This is a genomic window from Hungatella sp. SL.1.14, assembly GCF_024460495.1.
In the GTDB taxonomy this organism is placed as follows: Bacteria; Bacillota; Clostridia; order Lachnospirales; family Lachnospiraceae; genus Hungatella; species Hungatella hathewayi.
In genome coordinates this window covers 242,014-261,449 of record NZ_JANFYJ010000006.1, presented here as the reverse complement: position 1 = coordinate 261,449, position 19,436 = coordinate 242,014, and the positions used below count along the sequence as shown (strand labels likewise).

At 49.6% G+C, this 19,436-nt stretch carries 15 protein-coding genes and 1 riboswitch; all 15 genes read right to left on the bottom strand.

What is annotated here, in order from left to right:
- Positions 1–252: 252 nt before the first annotated feature.
- The 15 genes from purF to NE473_RS09155 all read right to left on the bottom strand — a co-directional run bounded on the left by purF (position 253) and on the right by NE473_RS09155 (position 19,398).
- Positions 253–1,695, bottom strand: a complete 1,443-nt coding sequence (gene purF, locus NE473_RS09225; protein WP_006772093.1) for an amidophosphoribosyltransferase — start codon at positions 1,693–1,695, stop codon at positions 253–255.
- A 24-nt stretch (positions 1,696–1,719) separates the two neighbouring features.
- The gene (purC, locus tag NE473_RS09220; protein ID WP_006772094.1) at positions 1,720–2,427 is read right to left on the bottom strand and encodes a phosphoribosylaminoimidazolesuccinocarboxamide synthase; all 708 of its coding nucleotides are present in this window, start codon (positions 2,425–2,427) and stop codon (positions 1,720–1,722) included.
- A 192-nt stretch (positions 2,428–2,619) separates the two neighbouring features.
- Positions 2,620–3,042: a hypothetical protein gene (locus NE473_RS09215; RefSeq protein ID WP_155521606.1), complete on the bottom strand. Its 423-nt coding sequence runs from the start codon at positions 3,040–3,042 to the stop codon at positions 2,620–2,622.
- Between the two features lie 32 nt (positions 3,043–3,074).
- Entirely contained in the window at positions 3,075–3,743 is a 669-nt protein-coding gene (locus tag NE473_RS09210) for a SanA/YdcF family protein (RefSeq protein ID WP_039891020.1), read from the bottom strand.
- 105 nt (positions 3,744–3,848) lie between these two features.
- Positions 3,849–4,181, bottom strand: a complete 333-nt coding sequence (locus NE473_RS09205; protein ID WP_055651312.1) for a hypothetical protein — start codon at positions 4,179–4,181, stop codon at positions 3,849–3,851.
- A gap of 140 nt (positions 4,182–4,321) precedes the next feature.
- The gene (locus NE473_RS09200) at positions 4,322–4,873 is read right to left on the bottom strand and encodes a GNAT family N-acetyltransferase (protein WP_055651313.1); all 552 of its coding nucleotides are present in this window, start codon (positions 4,871–4,873) and stop codon (positions 4,322–4,324) included.
- Between the two features lie 203 nt (positions 4,874–5,076).
- Positions 5,077–5,751, bottom strand: coding sequence for an HAD family hydrolase (locus NE473_RS09195; RefSeq protein WP_081034969.1), 675 nt, complete (start codon positions 5,749–5,751; stop codon positions 5,077–5,079).
- Between the two features lie 173 nt (positions 5,752–5,924).
- The gene (dapB, locus tag NE473_RS09190) at positions 5,925–6,680 is read right to left on the bottom strand and encodes a 4-hydroxy-tetrahydrodipicolinate reductase (protein WP_055651352.1); all 756 of its coding nucleotides are present in this window, start codon (positions 6,678–6,680) and stop codon (positions 5,925–5,927) included.
- Between the two features lie 81 nt (positions 6,681–6,761).
- Positions 6,762–7,646: a 4-hydroxy-tetrahydrodipicolinate synthase gene (gene dapA, locus NE473_RS09185; RefSeq protein ID WP_055651314.1), complete on the bottom strand. Its 885-nt coding sequence runs from the start codon at positions 7,644–7,646 to the stop codon at positions 6,762–6,764.
- Between the two features lie 182 nt (positions 7,647–7,828).
- Positions 7,829–8,006, bottom strand: a riboswitch (Lysine riboswitch).
- A gap of 20 nt (positions 8,007–8,026) precedes the next feature.
- Positions 8,027–8,533 carry a cob(I)yrinic acid a,c-diamide adenosyltransferase gene (locus NE473_RS09180; protein WP_006772104.1) on the bottom strand — a complete coding sequence of 169 codons (507 nt, stop codon included), beginning with the start codon at positions 8,531–8,533 and terminating at the stop codon, positions 8,027–8,029.
- Between the two features lie 128 nt (positions 8,534–8,661).
- On the bottom strand, positions 8,662–9,288 hold the full coding sequence (locus NE473_RS09175) for a single-stranded DNA-binding protein (protein ID WP_006772105.1): 627 nt from the start codon (positions 9,286–9,288) through the stop codon (positions 8,662–8,664).
- 425 nt (positions 9,289–9,713) lie between these two features.
- Positions 9,714–11,555, bottom strand: a complete 1,842-nt coding sequence (typA, locus tag NE473_RS09170) for a translational GTPase TypA (RefSeq protein WP_022033279.1) — start codon at positions 11,553–11,555, stop codon at positions 9,714–9,716.
- 314 nt (positions 11,556–11,869) lie between these two features.
- Positions 11,870–13,129 (bottom strand): glycosyltransferase, encoded by a 1,260-nt coding sequence (locus NE473_RS09165; protein WP_055651316.1) that lies wholly within the window; start codon positions 13,127–13,129, stop codon positions 11,870–11,872.
- Positions 13,130–13,141: 12 nt separating this feature from the next.
- On the bottom strand, positions 13,142–13,651 hold the full coding sequence (locus tag NE473_RS09160) for a DedA family protein (protein WP_022033277.1): 510 nt from the start codon (positions 13,649–13,651) through the stop codon (positions 13,142–13,144).
- A 176-nt stretch (positions 13,652–13,827) separates the two neighbouring features.
- Positions 13,828–19,398, bottom strand: a complete 5,571-nt coding sequence (locus NE473_RS09155) for a polysaccharide lyase family 8 super-sandwich domain-containing protein (protein WP_242866198.1) — start codon at positions 19,396–19,398, stop codon at positions 13,828–13,830.
- Positions 19,399–19,436: the final 38 nt, after the last annotated feature.

Sequence of the window (19,436 nt, the reverse complement as noted above, 5' to 3'; positions counted from 1 at the left end):
TGGTTGACCTCATGGCAGTAGGGGATACCGATTACTCTCCGCCCACCACTGCCGTTAAGTTTGTTTTTGGCAATTCATCTCACCACCTTAGAGGATGGGAGAATTCTTGCTAATATTTGTTGAAATGTATAGACTCCTGCTCATTATCATATCATAATCTGCCTGCGGTTAAAAGAAAAAAATACAAAAGGTGCCGAACCGGATATTCCTTCAATCCGGTGCAGCACCCATTTCGTCCGCAAACCGTCCGGATTACTGCACGTATTCTCCCCGGATATCCTCTTTTGGCGGCTGGATCGGATACTTTCCGGTAAAACATGCGGTACAGATCGGCAGTCCCTGCGCCATTTCCGTCAGCCGCTCCTGTCTTAAGAAGGAGAGGGAATCCGCCCCTATCATATCGCAGATTTCCTGTACCGTCCGGCCGTGAGCGATCAGCTGATCCTCGGATGGAATATCCGTTCCGAAATAACACGGATGGAGAAACGGCGGTGCGCTGATCCGGACATGGACTTCCTTCGCCCCTGCTTCCCTGAGCATCCCGACGATCAGAGCACTGGTGGTTCCCCGGACAATGGAGTCATCAATCATAATGACGCGTTTCCCCGCCACCGCCTCCTTTAAGACGTTCAGCTTAATCCGCACGGCTGATTCCCGGCTGCTCTGTTTCGGCTTGATAAAGGTTCTGCCCACATAGGAGTTTTTTACGAATGCGGTACCGTAAGGGATCTTTGATTCCATGGAATATCCAAGAGCCGCACCATTTCCGGATTCCGGAACACCGACCACAAGATCTGCCTCCACAGGCGAATCCATGGCCAGGGCGCGGCCGGCAAGAAGCCTGGCATGATAGACGCTCACTCCGTCAAACACACTGTCCGGTCTGGCAAAATAGATATATTCAAATACGCATCTGGCTTCTTCCGCCGGGTCTTTTAAGCAGAGTCTCGTATCCGATGCGATTCCGTCCTTCGTGATGGTAACGATCTCGCCCGGCCTGACATCCCGGACAAATTCCGCACCGATCGTATCGAGGGCGCAGCTTTCTGACACCAGAATATAGGCGTTGTCCCGTTTTCCGATGCAGAGGGGCTTGAATCCAAAGGGATCCCTGGCTCCTATCATTTTTCTGGGACTCATGACAACAAGGGAATATGCTCCCACAATCTTCTTCATGGCTCCGGCTACCGCCTCCTCCACAGAAGATGTCTTCACACGCTCCCTTGCGATGTGGTAGGCAATGACTTCAGAATCGATCGTAGTCTGAAAAATTGCCCCCGAATATTCCAGCTCCCGGCGGAGCTCCGGCGCATTGACAAGATTGCCGTTGTGCGCCAGAGCCAGGGTGCCTTTGATATAGTTTAAAACAAGCGGCTGGGCATTTTCCCTGGTGCTGCTGCCTGCCGTCGAATAACGAACATGACCGACTCCGATATTGCCGTGAAGACCTTCTAAGATCTCAGGAGTGAAAACTTCGTTACATAACCCCATCCCCTTATACGCGTTTACTTTCCCCTTGGGACCGGCCGTATCGCTGACTGCGATGCCGCAGCTCTCCTGTCCCCTGTGCTGCAATGCGAATAATCCATAATAAATGGTTGACGCCACGTCCCCGTGATCGAAATCATACATTCCGAAGACGCCGCACTCTTCATGTAACTCATCCCCCGCAGTAATAGTTAAGTCATGTCTCATGTAAGTACTGCCTTTCTGTGCTGTTTACTGGATACCAAGACGACGGAATACTTCCTCGTAAGCATCTTCTACATTGCCCAGATCGCGGCGGAAACGGTCCTTATCCAGTTTTTCATGTGTTTCCTTATCCCACAGTCTGCAGGTATCAGGAGAAACCTCATCGGCCAGAATAATCTGTCCATGATAACGGCCAAACTCGATCTTAAAGTCGATCAGCTCGATGCCGAGGCTGTCAAAATACTCTCTCATCACATCATTTACCTTAAAGGTATACTTTGTGATCGCATCGATCTCCTCCTGCGTCGCCAGGTTCAGTGCCAGTGCATAGTAGCTGTTGATGAACGGATCGCCCAGATCATCATTTTTATAGCTGAACTCCAGGGTAGGACATGCAAACTTGATTCCCTCTTCCATTCCCATCTTCTTTGCGAAGCTGCCTGCGGAGAAATTTCTTACAATTACTTCTAACGGAACGATCTCTACTTTCTTAACAGCGGTCTCACGGTCGCTTAACTCCTCAATGAAGTGAGTCGGTACGCCTTCTGCTTCCAGCTTCTTAAAAATATGGTTCGTCATACGGTTGTTGATCGCGCCTTTTCCTACGATGGTACCCTTCTTTAAACCGTTGAATGCCGTAGCGTCATCTTTATAATCTACAATTAATACGTCCGGATCCTCTGTCGTATAAACCTTTTTCGCTTTTCCTTCATACAGTAATTCTTTTTTCTCCATGGTATCCACCAGTCCTTTTCCTGATTTAATTTATAAGTTTTATGAATATAACCAAGGTGTTTCAGTAGAAATTATAATACAGTGAAAATGCGATTGCAACATTTTTATATATTATAAATTCTTATGGGCGATGGTAATTAACTCATATAAATGTTTTCATGCACTTATCCCGCAGCAAAAGTATTTCATCTTTTACGGGCCGGTGCTTTCCCCGCCTTCCCGCCGGACCTTTTCCTCCGTGCGCCAGAATTCCACCTTTCCCTCCTTTACATCAATCGTAACGCCGCTGTCTGTTCTGTCAGACGGATACGGAGAAACTTCCTCCTCGAAGCCGTTCTGCTCCACGGACCGTTCCGTCGACCAGTTTATATCAAACAGGTGTTTTGCCTCTGCAAAGATGGCTGGATCCGTGATGCCTATCACGATCAGTTCCGCCAGCGTCATGCAGCATAAGCAGCTTCTGAGCAGGCATCGCTTTCTCTCGGCAGATGTGCTGACGGGTAATCCGACATATCGTCTGACAGCCGCTCTCAGAAAACGGCGGCTTCTCCATGGTCTCTTGGTTCGGTTATATCGTTTGATCCGCCATTTTGGCATCAATGGAGTACTCTTCAAAAATCCATCCCCTTTTTCCTCTTTCCGTTTCGCTAATCATTGGTCACATTTCCATCACCATTAACCGGAATTGCCTCTCCAAGGTACGTTGGCTCCGGCTGGAAGATTCCTGTCATAAAATCCTTTCCCCGTGCCAGCAGCTCTCTCACATCACGCCGTTTCTGACCGGCGTACGTCCTCTGATCAGAGGCCACGCCGTACGCGTCAAGTCCCAGCTGTTTGGCGGCGTACAGCGCCCTGTAGAGATGGTACTGCTGTGTCACGATGATAATTTTCTCCGCCTCGAACACATCGCGGGCCCGATACATACTTTCATAAGTAGAAAAACCGGCGTGATCCATAAACACATCCTCCGAAGGCACGCCGCGGTCCACAGCAAACTGCTTCATCGCATTGACCTCATCATAATTTTTCCTCCCGTGATCGCCGCTCATAAGCAGCTTTTCAGAAGCTCCTGCTTCATACAGTTCAATGCCGCGAAGCAGACGGTCCTCCAGCATATTGCTGGGTTTTCCATCCGGGTGGACGCCTGCCCCAAGAACAAGGATACAGTCCGCCCCCAGCGAACTGGCCTCCTTCCACGTCAGAATCCGTTTTTCCGTGGATTTGATCATATATGTATTGACAGCCGCCAGGCAGACAATACCGGCAACTCCGAGAATGACCAGCACAACGAAAGCTCTTTTTATCAGTTTTTTCATCGGTTTGTCCTCATTTCTGTTATACGATTCATTATATAACATGGAAAAAATGGCTTCAAGCCTTTCCGGGCCTAAAGCCATTTTATTTTTCTGCTCTGTTTTTTATTATTCTGCTGCGGAGCTCATGTCAGCACTGTTTGTCGGATGGCCGTTGCTCTCGCCGGTGATATCATCCACGCCTTTTTCTACATCATTGATCATGCCGTCAATCACTCCGGTACTCTCTTCTGCATCTTCATCAGCGTTTCTCGTGTTCCCCATATCTGTAGAGGAAGACTCCGCCGCTGAGGAGGACTCCATCGCTGATGTCTGTGTAGCAGCTGCGCTGCTGCCTCCGGTGGTCTCATTCGTTGCGTTCTTATTGCTGCCGCATGCGGACAGACACATCACTGTCATAATGACAAGTACTGCAAATACATTGGGTTTTATTCTTTTCATAATACATTCTCCTTTCATTTTCTATGCTTAGTATGTGTTAGAGGAGAATAAATTATGGTGGGAAATTTTTCTAATTTTTTATGGCCTGTATAGCTAAATCAGACGGCAAAAAGCGGCAACTTGCCACTATTTAAGAACGGCTAACGTTCTGATTTTAGTAAAGCATAATAACAGGCATCACAAATTCCTTGATTGTTCCAATCAGAACTGCGCATAGTTCCCTCATACTTCATTCCACATTTAATCATAACCCTGCCTGAATTAGGATTGCGCGGATCATGTCTTGCTTCAATTCGGTTTACGTCCACTATATCAAAAAGGAAGTCCATAACAGCGCTTAATGCTTCTGAGGTAATCCCTTTGTGCCACCATGCCCTGCCGATACAATAACCAATGTGCGCCATTGAAATGTCTTCTTTCATATCTGCTACGGCAATATCGCCAATCGGCTCGTCTCCATTGTCTTTTAATATGACAGCCCAATGATAATAATTTTCGTTAGAATATTGACTAATCCACTCTTCTATTATGCTTTGACTAATTTCCTGGCTTGTGTGCGTGGGCCACATTAGATATTTTGTAACCTCAGCATCTGACGCCCAATTTTTATACATTGCCGCAGCATCTGCTCTTGTATATCTTCTTAAAACCAATCTGTCTGTTTCCAACCTTTGAGTGCCGCTATGCTTCATATGCAATATCCCTTCTTTTCAAAGTAGAAGTTATAGATTACATTGTAAAATCTATTTCATACTTTGTTCCATGAGAAAACACGAAACCCTGCGTAAGATTGATGCATAAAATTATTGAGACAATATCATCAAAATCATTATGCCTATTATCAATCTACTCCGCAAAAACCGTTTTCATTTTTAAAACAAAAAATTAAATTCTGTTAATCTATGTATTTTAAAATTTCATCAAAGCTGTTAATATGATAATCCGCATATTTATTAATCTTTTCTTTTTGGTTTACTGTTTTACAATCTAAATATTCGGTAAAAATTGTTTTCATACCAGCATTTTGAGCACCACACAACTCGTTTGATCCACCGTCACCTACAAATATACTTTCTTCCGGCTTAACATTTAACGTCTTCATAGCCAATTGATAAATTCCTGTTTCAGGCTTCAGCATTCCTACATCACATGAAAATATGACTGAATCGAAAAGTTCACACAGCGGGGATTCATTCCAATATTTTATATCAATTATATCAGCATTACTTATAAGACCTGTCTTGACACCCTTTACATGAATTCTTCCAAGAATCTCAATAATCTTATTATCCACTGTCAGTAATGCTCTCTTCATACGCTCTTCGCGTTTCTGTAATATACTCTGTTTTTGTTCATCCGTCAATATATATGGCATACTATTAACAATTTTATCTATTATCTCTCTTTCGGTTTTTATCTTTCCTTTCGCTCTCTCATTATATAGCATCCTGTTTTCAGCATATTTTTCCCATTCAGAGGATGATATGCCAATGATATTATATTCATTTTCATCTAAATAACAGGGATAAACTAAAGTAAAAAATAAATCGAAAAAGATTGCTTTTATCACGCTTAAACCTCCTATTGTAATTCCAGACCACAGAGAAGGTGTCTTCTCCACAAATACCAGACCGCCAAACAGTTCCTGAACGGTTGGTCTTTCTGAAGCGAGGTTAAATACGCCTCATCCATAAGCCCCCGGTAGGCTGCGCAGTAACTGGCCGTCTTCATCCATCCCCTCGCTTATCCAATCACATCCGCCATGGTATAAAGTCCCGGTTCCTTTCCCGCCAGGAACTTTGCTGCCGATACCGCGCCCTTTGCAAAAATCGCCTTGGAATAAGCGGTATGCTGGAAAGTAATCACCTCATCCTGACCGGCGAAGATTACGTCGTGTTCACCGACGATGGAGCCTCCGCGAACAGCCTGGATTCCGATCTCATCCTTCTGACGCTTCTCCCTCGTCTGGGAGCGGTCGTATTTATAGTGGTAGTGGTTGTCCATCGCCTCATTGATGGAGTCAGCCAGCGCCAGAGCAGTCCCACTGGGCGCGTCCACCTTTTTATTGTGGTGTTTTTCCAGAATCTCAATGTCGAAACCGGCTGCCGCCAGAACCTCAGCGGCCTCTTTCACCAGCTTTAACAGCAGATTGATCCCCAGCGACATATTAGCGGAACGAAGTACCGCAGTCTGGCGGGCTGTCTCTTCCACATGCTGAATCTGCTCTTCGGAAAGCCCTGTCGTACACACTACCACCGGCATCTTCTTCTCAGAACAGTACGTTAACAGCCCGTCCACCGCCTTTGCAGAGGCAAAGTCCACTATGACATCCGCGTCCACCGTACACGCCTCCAGAGAAGGAAATACCGGATATGAATGTTGTACTGTATCATTTAAATCAATTCCTGCAACAATTTTAATATTCTCATCTTCTTCAACAATTTTAGAAATAACCTGTCCCATGGCGCCATTGCAGCCGTGCATCACCATTTTTATCATTATGTTTTCCTCCATTTTATAATGGGCCGGACGCCCTGATACCGATGCGTCCGGCCCTGCATTCATTTGTTATATAAGTTTTTATAAGATTCCGTATTCTTCCATGGCCTTCTTTAAACGCTCCTGATTCGCAGGCTCCATCTCGGTAAGCGGCAGACGAAGCGGGCCAGCCTTCTTCCCCATTAAGTTCATGGCCGCCTTGACCGGAATCGGGTTTACTTCGCAGAACAGGGCGTTGATCAGCGGAATCGCCTCCAGCTGAAGTCTCGCGCTCTCTTTCACATCGCCGCGGAAATAGGACGCGCAGATCTCATGGGTCTGTGTCGGAGCTACGTTCGACAGCACCGAAATAACACCCTTTCCGCCGAGCGAAAGCAGCGGCACGATCTGATCATCATTGCCGGAATACACATCCACACAGCCGTCTGCCATCGCAAGCATGGTGGCGATATTGGATATATTTCCACTGGCCTCCTTGACACCGACAATATTCGGCACGTTCTTACAGAGTGTTACAATCGTCTGAGGAGCGATCGTCACGCCTGTACGTCCCGGTATATTGTAAAGAATAATCGGAATCTTCACAGCATCGGCTACCGCGGTAAAATGTGCAATCAGGCCGTTCTGAGTCGCTTTGTTATAATACGGGGATACGAGAAGCAATCCGTCCGCCCCGTATTTCTCCGCCTCCTTTGAAAGATAGACAGCGGTTTCCGTACAGTTGGAACCTGTTCCGGCCACAACGGGAATCCTCTTATTTACCACTTCACACGTATATTTGATTACATTTAAATGTTCCTCATGAGTCATGGTGGAGGCTTCACCTGTAGTTCCACAGATGACGATGCTGTCCGTACCGCCGGCGATCTGCTCCTCCAGCAGCTCTTCCAGCTTCTCGTAATTCACCTCTCCATTGTCCTTAAATGGTGTAATCAGCGCTACACCTGCTCCTTCAAAAAGTGCCATAGTCTTATCCTCCTGATTCAATCTGTTCCTGTTGACAACGTTTCTGCTACATAAAATCATGCGCCCGCCCCGCGCCATTCATGCTCTTACCATATGGTCCGCAGAGCGGCCATTCTTTACAGAGAAAAAGAGCTGACAGCGGGGTCAGCTCTTAAAGTTCAGAATCCGGTAAATACTTCTTATCTTCAAGCAGCGCCCCATCCATGCAGGATGACAGTCATATGATTCTTCATCATATGCCCAGAACAGATACGTCCCGGGCCGTACCGTCCTTCGGCGTCTCATCCTTTCCCCCACCCTCACCTGCACCCCGATGCATCAGGCAGAATACTCATAATCAACGCAACCTCTACTTTATTATGTATGTTACCATACTACCATTATTGCTTTGTATTGTCAACTTTAAGATGATCAATTTCTCTGATACCATCCACGAAGGGATCCAGCTCCTTCGGGAATACCTTTCCAGTCAGAATCAGGTCGATCTCCTCAACCCTGGACTGAAGCAGTGTCTTCATCTCATCCATCTCAATAATTCCCTGGTCCAACAGCCCCAGAACCTCATCGAGAATAACCAGGTCACATTCACCGGTCGAAAGTACTTTCCTTGCAAAATTCATGCCGTTGCGTATGTTCATACGCTCTTCCTTCTGCTGCTCTTCCGATAATGTCTCGAAGAACGCATCCGACTTCTCAAACCGGAATATCTTCAGTTCCGGTTCCAGCCGCTCTAAAATCTCACAGGAGGCCAGTTCCTGACAGCCCTTTAAAAACTGTATCATGATTACCGTCTGCCCATTCAGCAGAGCAGAGATTCCCATGCCAAGCGCCGCCGTCGTCTTTCCTTTTCCTTCGCCGCATATAACCTGTATTGTACCTTTACTCATCCTTTTGCACCTCATACCAGCAAAAAAGCAATATATTGATATACTACGTTAGAACCCGCTTATCGTATCACAAAATTTAAATTTTTGCAAGTTTTCTTACCGTTTTCTTAATATTGCCTTCTCTTCCGCTATTCCGCGCATTCCAGCTTGCTGACGGAAACCTCGTAAGCGATCCGCTTCTCACACTCGGTTTCGCTGAGTTTTTTCGTATACTCTCTGCTCTGCACGCGGCCCCAGACCTTTACCCGCGCACCGACTTCGAAGCCGGAGGCGTATCTGGCGTTTCTTCCCCACGCGATACATGGAATGTAGTCCGACTTTCCATAAGGCCGGTTTACGGCAAGCAGCAGATCCGCGATCTCTCTGCCGAGAGGAGTCTTCCTGTAAATAGGGGCCTTACATATATATCCATCCAGAAAAATCTGATTTGTTTTCGTATAATCCGTAAATTCCTCCAGGAAATGGATCTCACGCACGAAGATGGACAGAACCAGACGGTTTTTCGTCCCTTCATGGCGGTTATAGGACCGGAATTGTCCCAGGGCTTCAATAGTACAGCCTATGTAATTCGCTTCTACGTCGATGAGCCGCTCCGATATCATAAGAGGTATGATATCCGCCTGCTCGCTGAGGCGGTTTACCGCAACGTCCACCATATAGAATCCTTCTCCGAATACCTCATGGCTGAAGGTGAAGCCGGAGATGATCTCCCCGATTACGCTTACTTTGTTGTTCTCAATCATTTTTTCCGACATTGTATTTCTCCTCTTCTTTCACTAATTTGAAGTAACGGTTCAGCCGTGCTTATAAAAACCGGAACGATGCACGGATGAATGGTTACAATTTGCTTTGCAGCTAATATTAAGTGTATGATCAGCTGTTCCGTGAAATGATAAGAAGACATCCAAAAATATCGACAGAAAATCCCCGTCTGATCTCATAAAAAATCAGTTACCCCCTTATTTGCCCGAAAAACCGGAGAAAGGAGAACAGCCACCGCCCTTTTTCCGCATAGATCGACAGTTTCGGCATTAGAAAGCCAGCCTGAGAAAGAAGGAACGATCACGAAAACGGATTGGGATATGCTTCTATCATGCAAAAAATGCCCTGCAGGAGTATTCTCCCGCAGAGCACAGCTTCGTCGGTATGGCTGTTGTTGATCGTATCTTTCTACCTTCAATTAACCCAAAGATTTTTTATTCAGCGAGGATCTCTTTCTCATCGTCGGATCCAGGATCTTCTTTCTGATTCTTAAGGATACCGGTGTGATTTCAAGAAGCTCGTCGGTATCGATAAAGTCCAGGCACTGCTCCAGGCTCATCTCCTTCGGCGTCGTCAGTTTCAGGGCCTCGTCGGCGCTGGAGGAACGGGTGTTGGTCAGCTTCTTCGTCTTGCAGACGTTGATCTCGATATCCTCCGCCTTCGGGTTCTGTCCGATTACCATACCGGAGTAAACCTTCACGCCGGCTCCGATGAACAGGATGCCTCGCTCCTGCGCATTGAACAGACCGTAGGTAATGGATTCACCGGACTCATAAGCAATCAGGGAACCGGTCTTACGGTAGGATAAGTCTCCCTTGTAAGGAGCATAGCCGTCAAACGCCGTGTTCATGATACCGTTTCCCTTTGTGTCGGTCATGAACTCACCACGGTAGCCGATCAGGCCTCTGGACGGAATGGAGAATTCCAGTCTTGTATAGCCCCCGTTAGCCGGGCTCATTCCCTGCAGTTCTCCTTTTCTGCTGGTCAGCTTCTGGATAACCGCACCGGTAAATTCCTCCGGCACATCGATATAGGCGATCTCCATCGGCTCCAGTTTGCGGTTTCTTTCATCGTACTGGTAAAGGACCTCAGCCTTGCTGACTGCGAACTCAAAGTTCTCTCTTCTCATGTTTTCAATCAGAACGGAAAGGTGCAGCTCGCCGCGGCCGGATACCTTAAAACAGTCAGGAGAATCGGTCTCCTCCACGCGAAGGCTGACATCGGTGTTCAGTTCGCGGAACAGACGCTCTCTGATATGGCGGGAAGTGATAAATTTACCTTCCTGTCCTGCCAGCGGGCTGTCATTCACCATGAAATTCATGGCGATGGTCGGCTCGGATATCTTCTGGAACGGAATGGCTTCCGGATTATCCGGGGAGCAGAGCGTATCACCGATATGAATATCCGCGATACCGGAGATCGCAACGATGGCGCCGATTCCCGCTTCCGTCACTTCCACCTTGTTCAGTCCCTCGTACTCATATAACTTGCCGACCTTGACCTTGCGCATCTTCTCCGGGTCGTGGTGGTTTACGATGACACATTCCTGATTGACGCGGATCGAGCCGTTGTCCACCTTACCTACGCCGATACGGCCTACATACTCATTGTAATCGATGGTGCTGATCAGAAGCTGAGTCGGTGCTTCCGGGTCTCCCTCCGGAGCCGGGATATGATCGATGATCGTCTGGAATAAGGCGCTCATGTTCTCTTCCGGATCGTCTAAATTCTTCTTGGCAAAGCCGCCCTTGGCAGATGCATAAAGGAACGGGCAGTCTAACTGCTCTTCTGTCGCATCAAGATCCATGAGAAGCTCTAATACTTCCTCTTCCACCTCATCCGGTCTCGCCTCCGGACGGTCAATCTTATTGATACAGGCTACAACGGAGAGGCCCAGTTCCAGCGCCTTGCGCAGAACAAACTTCGTCTGCGGCATAACGCCCTCGTAGGCATCCACCACCAGAATAACTCCGTTTACCATCTTTAAGACACGCTCAACCTCGCCGCCAAAATCCGCATGGCCTGGCGTATCGATAATGTTGATCTTCGTACCGTTGTAGTTGACAGCGGTATTCTTGGAAAGGATGGTAATACCACGCTCTCTCTCGATATCATTGGAGTCCATAACCCGGTCAACAACTTCCTGATTCTCGCGGAAAATCCCGCTCTGTCTGAGCAGGGCATCCACCAGGGTGGTTTTACCGTGGTCAACGTGGGCGATGATGGCTACATTTCTGACGTCTTCTCGTTTCATCTTCATAATATGTGTACTCTTCTTTCCTTTGGATAAAAACTCAATAAAAAACTAAGGACTCTATACTGTCCTTAGTTTCATTTACACTCTTCACAATAAATTAGTATAGCACCCTATATACCAGATTGCAAGGTGTTTTTCAGTTTTTTGCCTTCTCCGCCCTTTCGGTCTACGATTCCGAATTTCTCCGCAGTCACTGTAATCGTTGTAAGCGGCAGGGGAATTTTATAGTGGTCCCATCGTTTTTTATGGAGAAGGCTCTGGAATAACCGGCCCGGTCCATTTCCGCCGGAAATTCGGTCTTCAGGCGCACCGTTTTGTCAAGCAATCGTAAATAGCCGTAGGAAAGTCGGCATAAACCGGCTTTGACCACTGGATTCCTCATCCGGACAGCCCCTCCTCCCGATCATTTTCCGGTACTGTTTTTCCGCTTCCTTCGCCACCGCCTCCTCTTTATATAAGGAAGCAGTTTCCACGGCTCCCGCCGATAATTTCCGGTACAGCTGCGGATCTGTCATAAGCCGTGCGGCGGCAGATGCCCACGCTTCTTCGTTCTCTTCTGTCATGAAGCCGTTCTTTTCCTGTCTGACAACGTCGACGACTCCGCTGGCGCGCACTGCGACTACGGGACAGCCCGCTGCCATGGCTTCCAAAAGGACAATTCCCTGTGTCTCCGATTTTGAGGCAAATAAAAAACCGTCGGCCGCATGGAGATAATGGGATACTTCGGTATTGGGAACCCGGCCGGCAAATACGATCTGACGTCCGATCCCCAGCTCCTCCGCCATATTTTTAAGCGACTCTTTCCTGGTTCCCTCCCCGATTACAAGAATTCGGAAGCTGTCCCCCACCATGTTCCTGAGACAGGCGGCTCCCCGCAGCAGGAAATCGAGATTTTTCTCCTTTTCCAGGCGTGCAGTCGTAGCAAACAGCCATTTTTCTCCGTCCAGATACCGGGAACGGATCTCTTTCTCGCGGTCAGGATCTCGTTTAAAAGCAGCTGTGCTGATTCCTGTGGGAAGGACTTCCATCGGAGCCGCGACTCCCTGCTCCACCAGACATTCCTTCATGGACGCGGTCGGTACAAATACCGTATCACACTGATCCGCAAATGCGGTCAGATACTTCGGTACGAGCACTTCCCTGCTAAAGCGCGCTGCGTTTCTCACAGGCTCCCGCCCCGCTGTCATCCGTTCATACAGTTTAAAATAATGAAGATATTCTTCGTAACGGGTATGATACGTATATGCCAGCGGAATTCCGTATTTTTTACTTAAATAGACGGCGGTAAATCCTATCACGACCGGGTGATGCACATGGATTACGTCAAACTGTCCGTCGCGGAACTCTTTCTCAATCCGCTTATCGATAAAGTTTCCGATCACCAGCCCTTTATCCCGCTGTTCATAGAGAACCCGGTATCTCACAACACCCGGTTCCTCCTTACAGCCTGCCCCTTCCGGTGCAAACACCGTCACCTGGTGCCCCAGATTCCGCAGCCCTTCTGCCAGGCGCTCGATGGAAATCGGAACGCCGCCGATGAATGGTTTGTAGTTATTCGTTAACATTGCAATCTTCATTTGTTCCTCCTTTTAAGAAAACAGACTGATGGCCCTGTCACCGAGCCAGTAACCGGCCCCTATCAGGAAAAAGTTCCATACAAAAATGCCAAGTGCCGAGCTTACGCTGTATTTGATAAAATTCATGCGGATCACACCAGCCGGAATAGATATTACAGTTCTGACCATGGGAATCAGCTTGCTGACAAAGATTCCGACAGCTCCGCGCCGTTCCAGCATGGCAAAATTCTTCTCTATGACCGGGCGCTGGGCGGGAAACTTCTTTAAATACTTCTCCAGCAGCATATGGCCGCCCAGCCTTCCCAGCCCGTACAAAATCCAGCTTCCCAGCATTCCCGCAGCCAGCGCTAAGAGCAGGGCCATGCCCAGTCCGATCTGCCCTTTTGCCGCCCAGATCCCTGCTAACGGCATGATAACCCCGGCCGGGAATCCCGGCAGATTCAAATATTCCAGCAAAACAATTACAAATATAAAAACTGCTCCATACTGCAGAAAATACTGTGTCAGTGCCTGTATATCCATAAAAAAGACCTCCTTGATGAGAGAATCATAAAGGAGGAATCTTAATGCCGGACGCAGATTTTGTCTAAAAAACAGGGAAGAAAAATAAATATTTTCTTAACCGGCTCACGCTCCGGTAAATAAAAAGCAGAGATTTCCAGCAATTCGGAAATCTCTGCGTGTAAAAATGGTAATGCTTACTTCCTTGCTCCGTTCTCATCAACGGAATATCCATCCGGCGTTGTGCAGCCGCTGTACATGGCACCGTGAGGACGGGAAACCGTCTCCGGTTTTTCATAAACCCAGCGGTTATTTATCTGCTTCCAGCCCGGACTCCCCTCCGTCTGAGGCGCAAAATAATACCAGTTGTCGTGAATCAGATTCCAGCCTTCTGCCATGGAACCATCCGCATTCAGATAGTACCAGAAGCCGTCAGTCTCGTTAAAGAGCCAGCCTGTCTTCATAGCGCCGTCGGCGGCCAGCCAGTACCATTTTCCATTGTCCAGAAGCCAGCCTGTCACCATGCTTCCGCCGGCATCATAATAGTACCACACCTCACCGGATTTCTTCCAGCCACTGCGGACCGCAGAAGACGATCCTGTACCGGAACCGGTGCTTCCGCCGCCGCTGATCCGTTTAAATACGCCTGTCAGATGTGTATCTTCCCGGAGCACAAAGGAACTGCGGCCTTCCCCGTCGGCGGTAAGTGTTTTTCCGTTGGCCGACAGGCTGACCAGCCGGAAGCCGCTGTCAGGAACTGCCTTCACGGTTACTCTTGTTCCCTTTTTACCGCTTAGGGGTGATGCGGTAATCACGCCGCCTGTTAATCCTTCCTCGATTGACACATGGAAAATTTCTTCTGCATCGGGAGTCTTATTACCGGTCAGATATACATCTGCACTTTCCGGGAGAATAAAAGATATCACGCCTTCGTCCCGGCTGAGCGGCAGCGGCTTAAGTTCTCCGCTTCCCGTTTTTAACAGTGCACGAATCGTATCGGTCTGCACCTGGTCTCCGCCAAATTTCATCCCTGCCTTCAAAGGCGCTCTCCAGACGGCCGGGCCGCTTCTCACTCCGTTTTCATCTTCCAGATAAAGCTGGAACTTACAGGACCGCTTCCAGTCTCCCTCCAGCCTTTCCGGATCTCCGCTTTCTGTTACCTTTATAATGACAGAGCGTATTTCGGCATGCTTTGCTGCCTCCGGACTCTCAGTCACCTGGTTCACATTTTCCCGTTTTGCCGTCTCCCGTTTCGCAGAAGATGGTGTCGCCGTGGAAGGGCTCGCCACAGAAGGCTTCACGGTTCCCGGCGCTTCGTAACCGGCATTGGAAGACGTTGCCTTCACCGCCTGGGACGGTGTAGCTGGAATCAGACTCTCCGGCCACGGGATATTGAGCAGAGCACCTGCCGCCGTCACCTCTGCATCCATCTGTCCCGGAGTTTCGATCCGGACTTCTGCGTGAATCCCGCCGGCAGACATAACGCCTCTGTACAGTTCTTCCAGAACCAGCAGTTCATCCATGCAGTACTCTGCCAGCTCTTCATTCGATACCTCCCAGACCGCGGCAAGCGCTTCCTTCACCGCTTTGATCACTTCTTCCTCTCCGTAATCACCTGCGGCTTCTGCAGCTTCTGCGGCCAGAGTAATCAGCTTCACCACCCGTTCTGCCGTGGGAGGCGTTACCGGAGAAGTCACTCTCACAGACGCACAGGAGCTGCCTCCATTGGTTCCCTTTGTATGAACCACCAGTCTCACTCCATTGTCCGTCAGCAGCACATCCACGTTCTCGTCGTGACTCACAACCTCTTCCGCCGGCCGTTCTATATCCACCGTTATGGATCCTGTATTCTTCATGGTCGGATCGGAAACAGCCACTGTCAGAATACCGTCATCACTCTCTTCTGTCATGACAGACGCCGCCCTGTTTACAGACAGCGCTCCCAGCTGTGCAGGTTGATCCGTCCAGAAGTTGGCCCCGGTCAAAAGGCCATCCGCCGTGGATACCGCCTGAACGAAAGGCGTGTTAGCCAGAACTGTGATCCCCGGCTCCTTTGAATAGCTTTCTGTCTCCCCGGCGCTAAGCCCCGGTAAAAGCACGTATTCATACGTATCATTTTTCGGGTTTGCCCCATGGTCAAACCACATCTCCAGGTAAGTTTCCGAAGCGGCGCCCTCCGACGTGCCGATCAGCGACCAGTCTCCCGCATTTTTTCCTTTTCTGACAGAAATGGTCTGATCTCCTCCCGGGAAATAGTAACCGATGTCACTGCCTTCCACGTTGCCTTCCAGGTGGGCCCAGGACACATTGGGAATGCTGGTTCCGGATACATCGGCGCTGCCTGATACGATGTCCTCCAGACCGGCCTCCTGAACCGGCAGTGCTTCTGCCTCACCGTTTACAGTCAGCACATTGTCCGCCTCCGCTCTGAGCCTGCGGTTTTCGATAATACTCTCCACCGGGCTGGACTCTCCGGAATTGGTGATTCCGGCACCCAGACACACGATCTGTCCGTCAAACATAAACCAGGACTTCCTGGCCGAAAATTCAGGGGAATACGGTACCGAAGGCGATCCCTCCCCTTCCTTGACCCGTACCTCGCCGGTCATGGACATGCCGTTGATTCCGTTATTGCCGATGACACTTCCGCCTACCCAGGATTCTCTCGACCGGAAATCTCCTCCCTGGGCAAATCCTGAGCTGTCAGGCTGTCCCGTGCCGATATCCTTGGAAACGACCGTCGTACCTGCCAGCCGCAGCGGATTCACCGTATTCCAGAAATTCTCCGTATACTGCAGGATGTCGCTGTTATACAAATAGGTCATACCGCTTCCCTGATGCCAGCCGTAACGGTTCTCGTGATTCATGATCTCCGTATTCTGAATACGCTCGGAGTACATGGACAGCGCCAGCTGGAAGTCTTCCGTTCTGTGAATCGCACGGTCCATAAGCGGAAAATTCTTATGAACCGGCTGTACGCCGCCTGCGATAGAATCATCGTCCCTGATTTCCATGGCCTTCTCTTTTACCGCCATATTTTCTGCACCGGTAAGAGAGTCCAGAAAGCCCGGATCAAGTTCAATCCATGCCTTTAAAGCACTCTTCAGCTCCTCTTCCACATCAGAAGAAACGGAATTCATAAGCTGTATCATCAGGGTCATGGCCTCCCTGCCTGAAGCCCGGTTGCCTGCTCCCGGTCTGGATACGGAACGTCCCTTCAGTCCGTCTAACATCAGCCCGTTATACATCCCGTTTAGAAAGCCTTCCTTCAGGTAAAACTCCAGATTTTCCTGTACCTCCCGCGGATAATCCCACGGTGTTTTCGCAAGCAGAGGCGGCAGTCCCACACCGCCCTTCAGGAACTCGATCCCGTAGGAACCGAGATACGGCACATGGGAATGATCGAGGTAGGAGCCGTCTGCGTAGAATCCGCTGGTGTAGCCCTGATCCGCAATCTTTGTGCTGTCTTCCACCGACTGGATAACAAACGTTTCCGCAGAGGCTTTTGACGCCAGGTAAACCAGTTCATTGTCCTCCCTTAATATCCCCAGTCCCAGAGCGGTCCTGGAGCAGTCGATGATATTGGCTCCCTGCGCCGTCCTGTATCCCTGTGCATGGGTGCTTCCGGTTCCGATGATCCCCTCGTGATAAGGATCCGGCTGAAAGAAATAGAGTGCCTCCGTATAGAGCGCAGTCTCTTCCGGCGTGAGATCGTCATATAAAAGCACCAGGGCCGGGATTAAGTCCTTCGGCAGACCAATTTCCCAGGTCCACCAGTTATCTGTCTGTGTCTTTGGCGTATAGCAGGTGGAACAGAGCCAGTCCAGAATATTCTTCATATCGCTCAGCATCACAGGATCCTGGTAATACCGGCTTCCCTTTGCCGCGTAAGCGCTGGCCATCGCCAGGAGCTTTTTAAATGCCGGCCGGAACTCCACTGCATCATCCTCATACGGTATCTCTGCATTTCCAGCCGCGCCTTCATCCGCCGGCCATGGAATGCCCGGGCAGGACTCCTGCCCCTTGTACGCATACGCTTCCCAGGCAGTTTCCGCCTGCTCATCAATCTTTTGAAGAATCTCCCTGCCGCCTTCCAGGACCGTTAAGTCGTCTCCAATCATAGATTCCTTCCAGCGCCTGCGGATTGCCGCAAAATCAGAAGCGTCCGCGGCAGGCAGCTGATCCGGGTCTTCATAGAGAACGGTAACAAGCCATGTCGCAGTCGTCCCGCTTTCATCTGCAGCTACGATGCTTACGGTTCCCTTTTCCCGCGCGGTTATGATCCCGTATCCATCTGCGGTTCCTTTTATCGATGCGATATGGCTGCCGTCGGTGTCACCGGCTTTTCTGGTTCCATCCGTTTCTCCGTCCTTTAATTCCCGCTTGATTTTACTGCTCCCCGCATTGCGGACGAAGCTCCCGTCAGGCTTTGGTATCTTCACTTCCCACCGAATCGGGCCGTGTAAGGAATCCGGCGCCTGAATCCGGCCATCCTGTCCCCGTACAAGAGTAATCTCGTCCCCGGTCAGAGCGTCCGGAACTTTTCCCTCAATCGCCACAGTAACCGGAGCACCTCCCATGGCGGCCGTATCAAACGTAAGGGCTACGCTCTCCCCCATGACTGCTTCCTGCAGTGCTTTCGGGTTTGAAACCGACAGAACCTGTTTGCCTGCCGCTTCAAGAACGAGTTTTACAGATCCCACGGTCTGAGACGGAATCTTGGCCACAGTAAGCTCGATATTTCCTGTAGAGGGATCTTTTTTCAATTCCAGAGCCCCCGGTGAATCCATGGTAACGGGAACCACCTGATTATCCAGCCGGAGAGTTCCCGGTTCCCACTTGGTGACAGCCAGTACCCCTTCTCCCACATCGGCTGCTGCCTGGACTGCAGTCGTATTTACAAGGAGTCTGGCATCTGTCTGGTACAGGCTGGTATTGGAATAATCATCCGTAGTCTTTCCGGCCACCATCGCGTACTGGTACGTCTCCTGCGGCGCCAGAAACAGCTCGGCAAGCTGAGCCGTATCTGTTCCTTTCGTATTCAGCCTGTAATAAACCGATTCTTTCGTAAGATAAGATCCGCTTTCTCCGTCGCCGAATATGTAGGACCAGTCCAGGTCCTTAGCCCCTCCGTTTCCTGAGGCGGCACTGAGCCAGTTTCTCTGGGTATGAACCCCCTGGGTCGCCGTATTGACCAGCGGCGCCCACACTCCGCCTTCCCCGCTGGCATTGCGCACATTCCTGAATCCGTTGCTGGGATTTGTCAGCGCCAGCTTTGTCTTTCCGGTAACCGGGATGGTATCCACAACGGTCACGAGTCTCTTGTTTTCTGAATCGTGCGCCTTTACCCCGGCTCCGGCACAGATGATCTCATCCTCAAACAGGAACCAGGATTTTACACCTTCCGCCTCATTGCCCAGCCGGATTCCCATTGCCGCACCGGTACTTAACCCTGTGCTCAGCACGGTCTCCGGTGTAATCTGCAGTTTCTCAAATCCGCTGCTGCCATCCCACAACATCGTTGTACCAGGAATCAGCGCTTCATCCATGGTGTTCCACGCCTGATCCGGGCTGCTGCCCTGAAACAGCGCAAGGCTTCCGCCGCCTGACGCCGGATCAAATACCGCCGCATACCGTCCCGTGTTGATCTTTGACCCCTGATCTCCCACAGGCAGTGTCACTCCTGCGGCCGGCGTTGTAACTGTCATCTGAAATGCCAGACACATGCTGAACGTCCGCTTCCATCTGTTTTTACTTTTTTGTTTCACACAAGCCCCTCCTTTATTTATCAGATAAGAAAATTATA

Coding starts and splice junctions, on each gene's coding strand:
- NE473_RS09205 (WP_055651312.1), bottom strand. CDS start 4,181: ATGAAAAGAATAAAACCCAATGTATTTGCAGTACTTGTCATTATGACA.
- dapB (WP_055651352.1), bottom strand. CDS start 6,680: ATGATAAAAATGGTGATGCACGGCTGCAATGGCGCCATGGGACAGGTT.
- typA (WP_022033279.1), bottom strand. CDS start 11,555: ATGAAGATGAAACGAGAAGACGTCAGAAATGTAGCCATCATCGCCCAC.
- purF (WP_006772093.1), bottom strand. CDS start 1,695: ATGAGACATGACTTAACTATTACTGCGGGGGATGAGTTACATGAAGAG.
- NE473_RS09160 (WP_022033277.1), bottom strand. CDS start 13,651: ATGGATATACAGGCACTGACACAGTATTTTCTGCAGTATGGAGCAGTT.
- NE473_RS09175 (WP_006772105.1), bottom strand. CDS start 9,288: ATGTCGGAAAAAATGATTGAGAACAACAAAGTAAGCGTAATCGGGGAG.
- NE473_RS09210 (WP_039891020.1), bottom strand. CDS start 3,743: ATGAAAAAACTGATAAAAAGAGCTTTCGTTGTGCTGGTCATTCTCGGA.
- NE473_RS09200 (WP_055651313.1), bottom strand. CDS start 4,873: ATGAAGCATAGCGGCACTCAAAGGTTGGAAACAGACAGATTGGTTTTA.
- purC (WP_006772094.1), bottom strand. CDS start 2,427: ATGGAGAAAAAAGAATTACTGTATGAAGGAAAAGCGAAAAAGGTTTAT.
- NE473_RS09180 (WP_006772104.1), bottom strand. CDS start 8,533: ATGAGTAAAGGTACAATACAGGTTATATGCGGCGAAGGAAAAGGAAAG.
- NE473_RS09165 (WP_055651316.1), bottom strand. CDS start 13,129: ATGAAGATTGCAATGTTAACGAATAACTACAAACCATTCATCGGCGGC.
- dapA (WP_055651314.1), bottom strand. CDS start 7,646: ATGGCACTTTTTGAAGGAGCAGGTGTAGCGCTGATTACACCATTTAAG.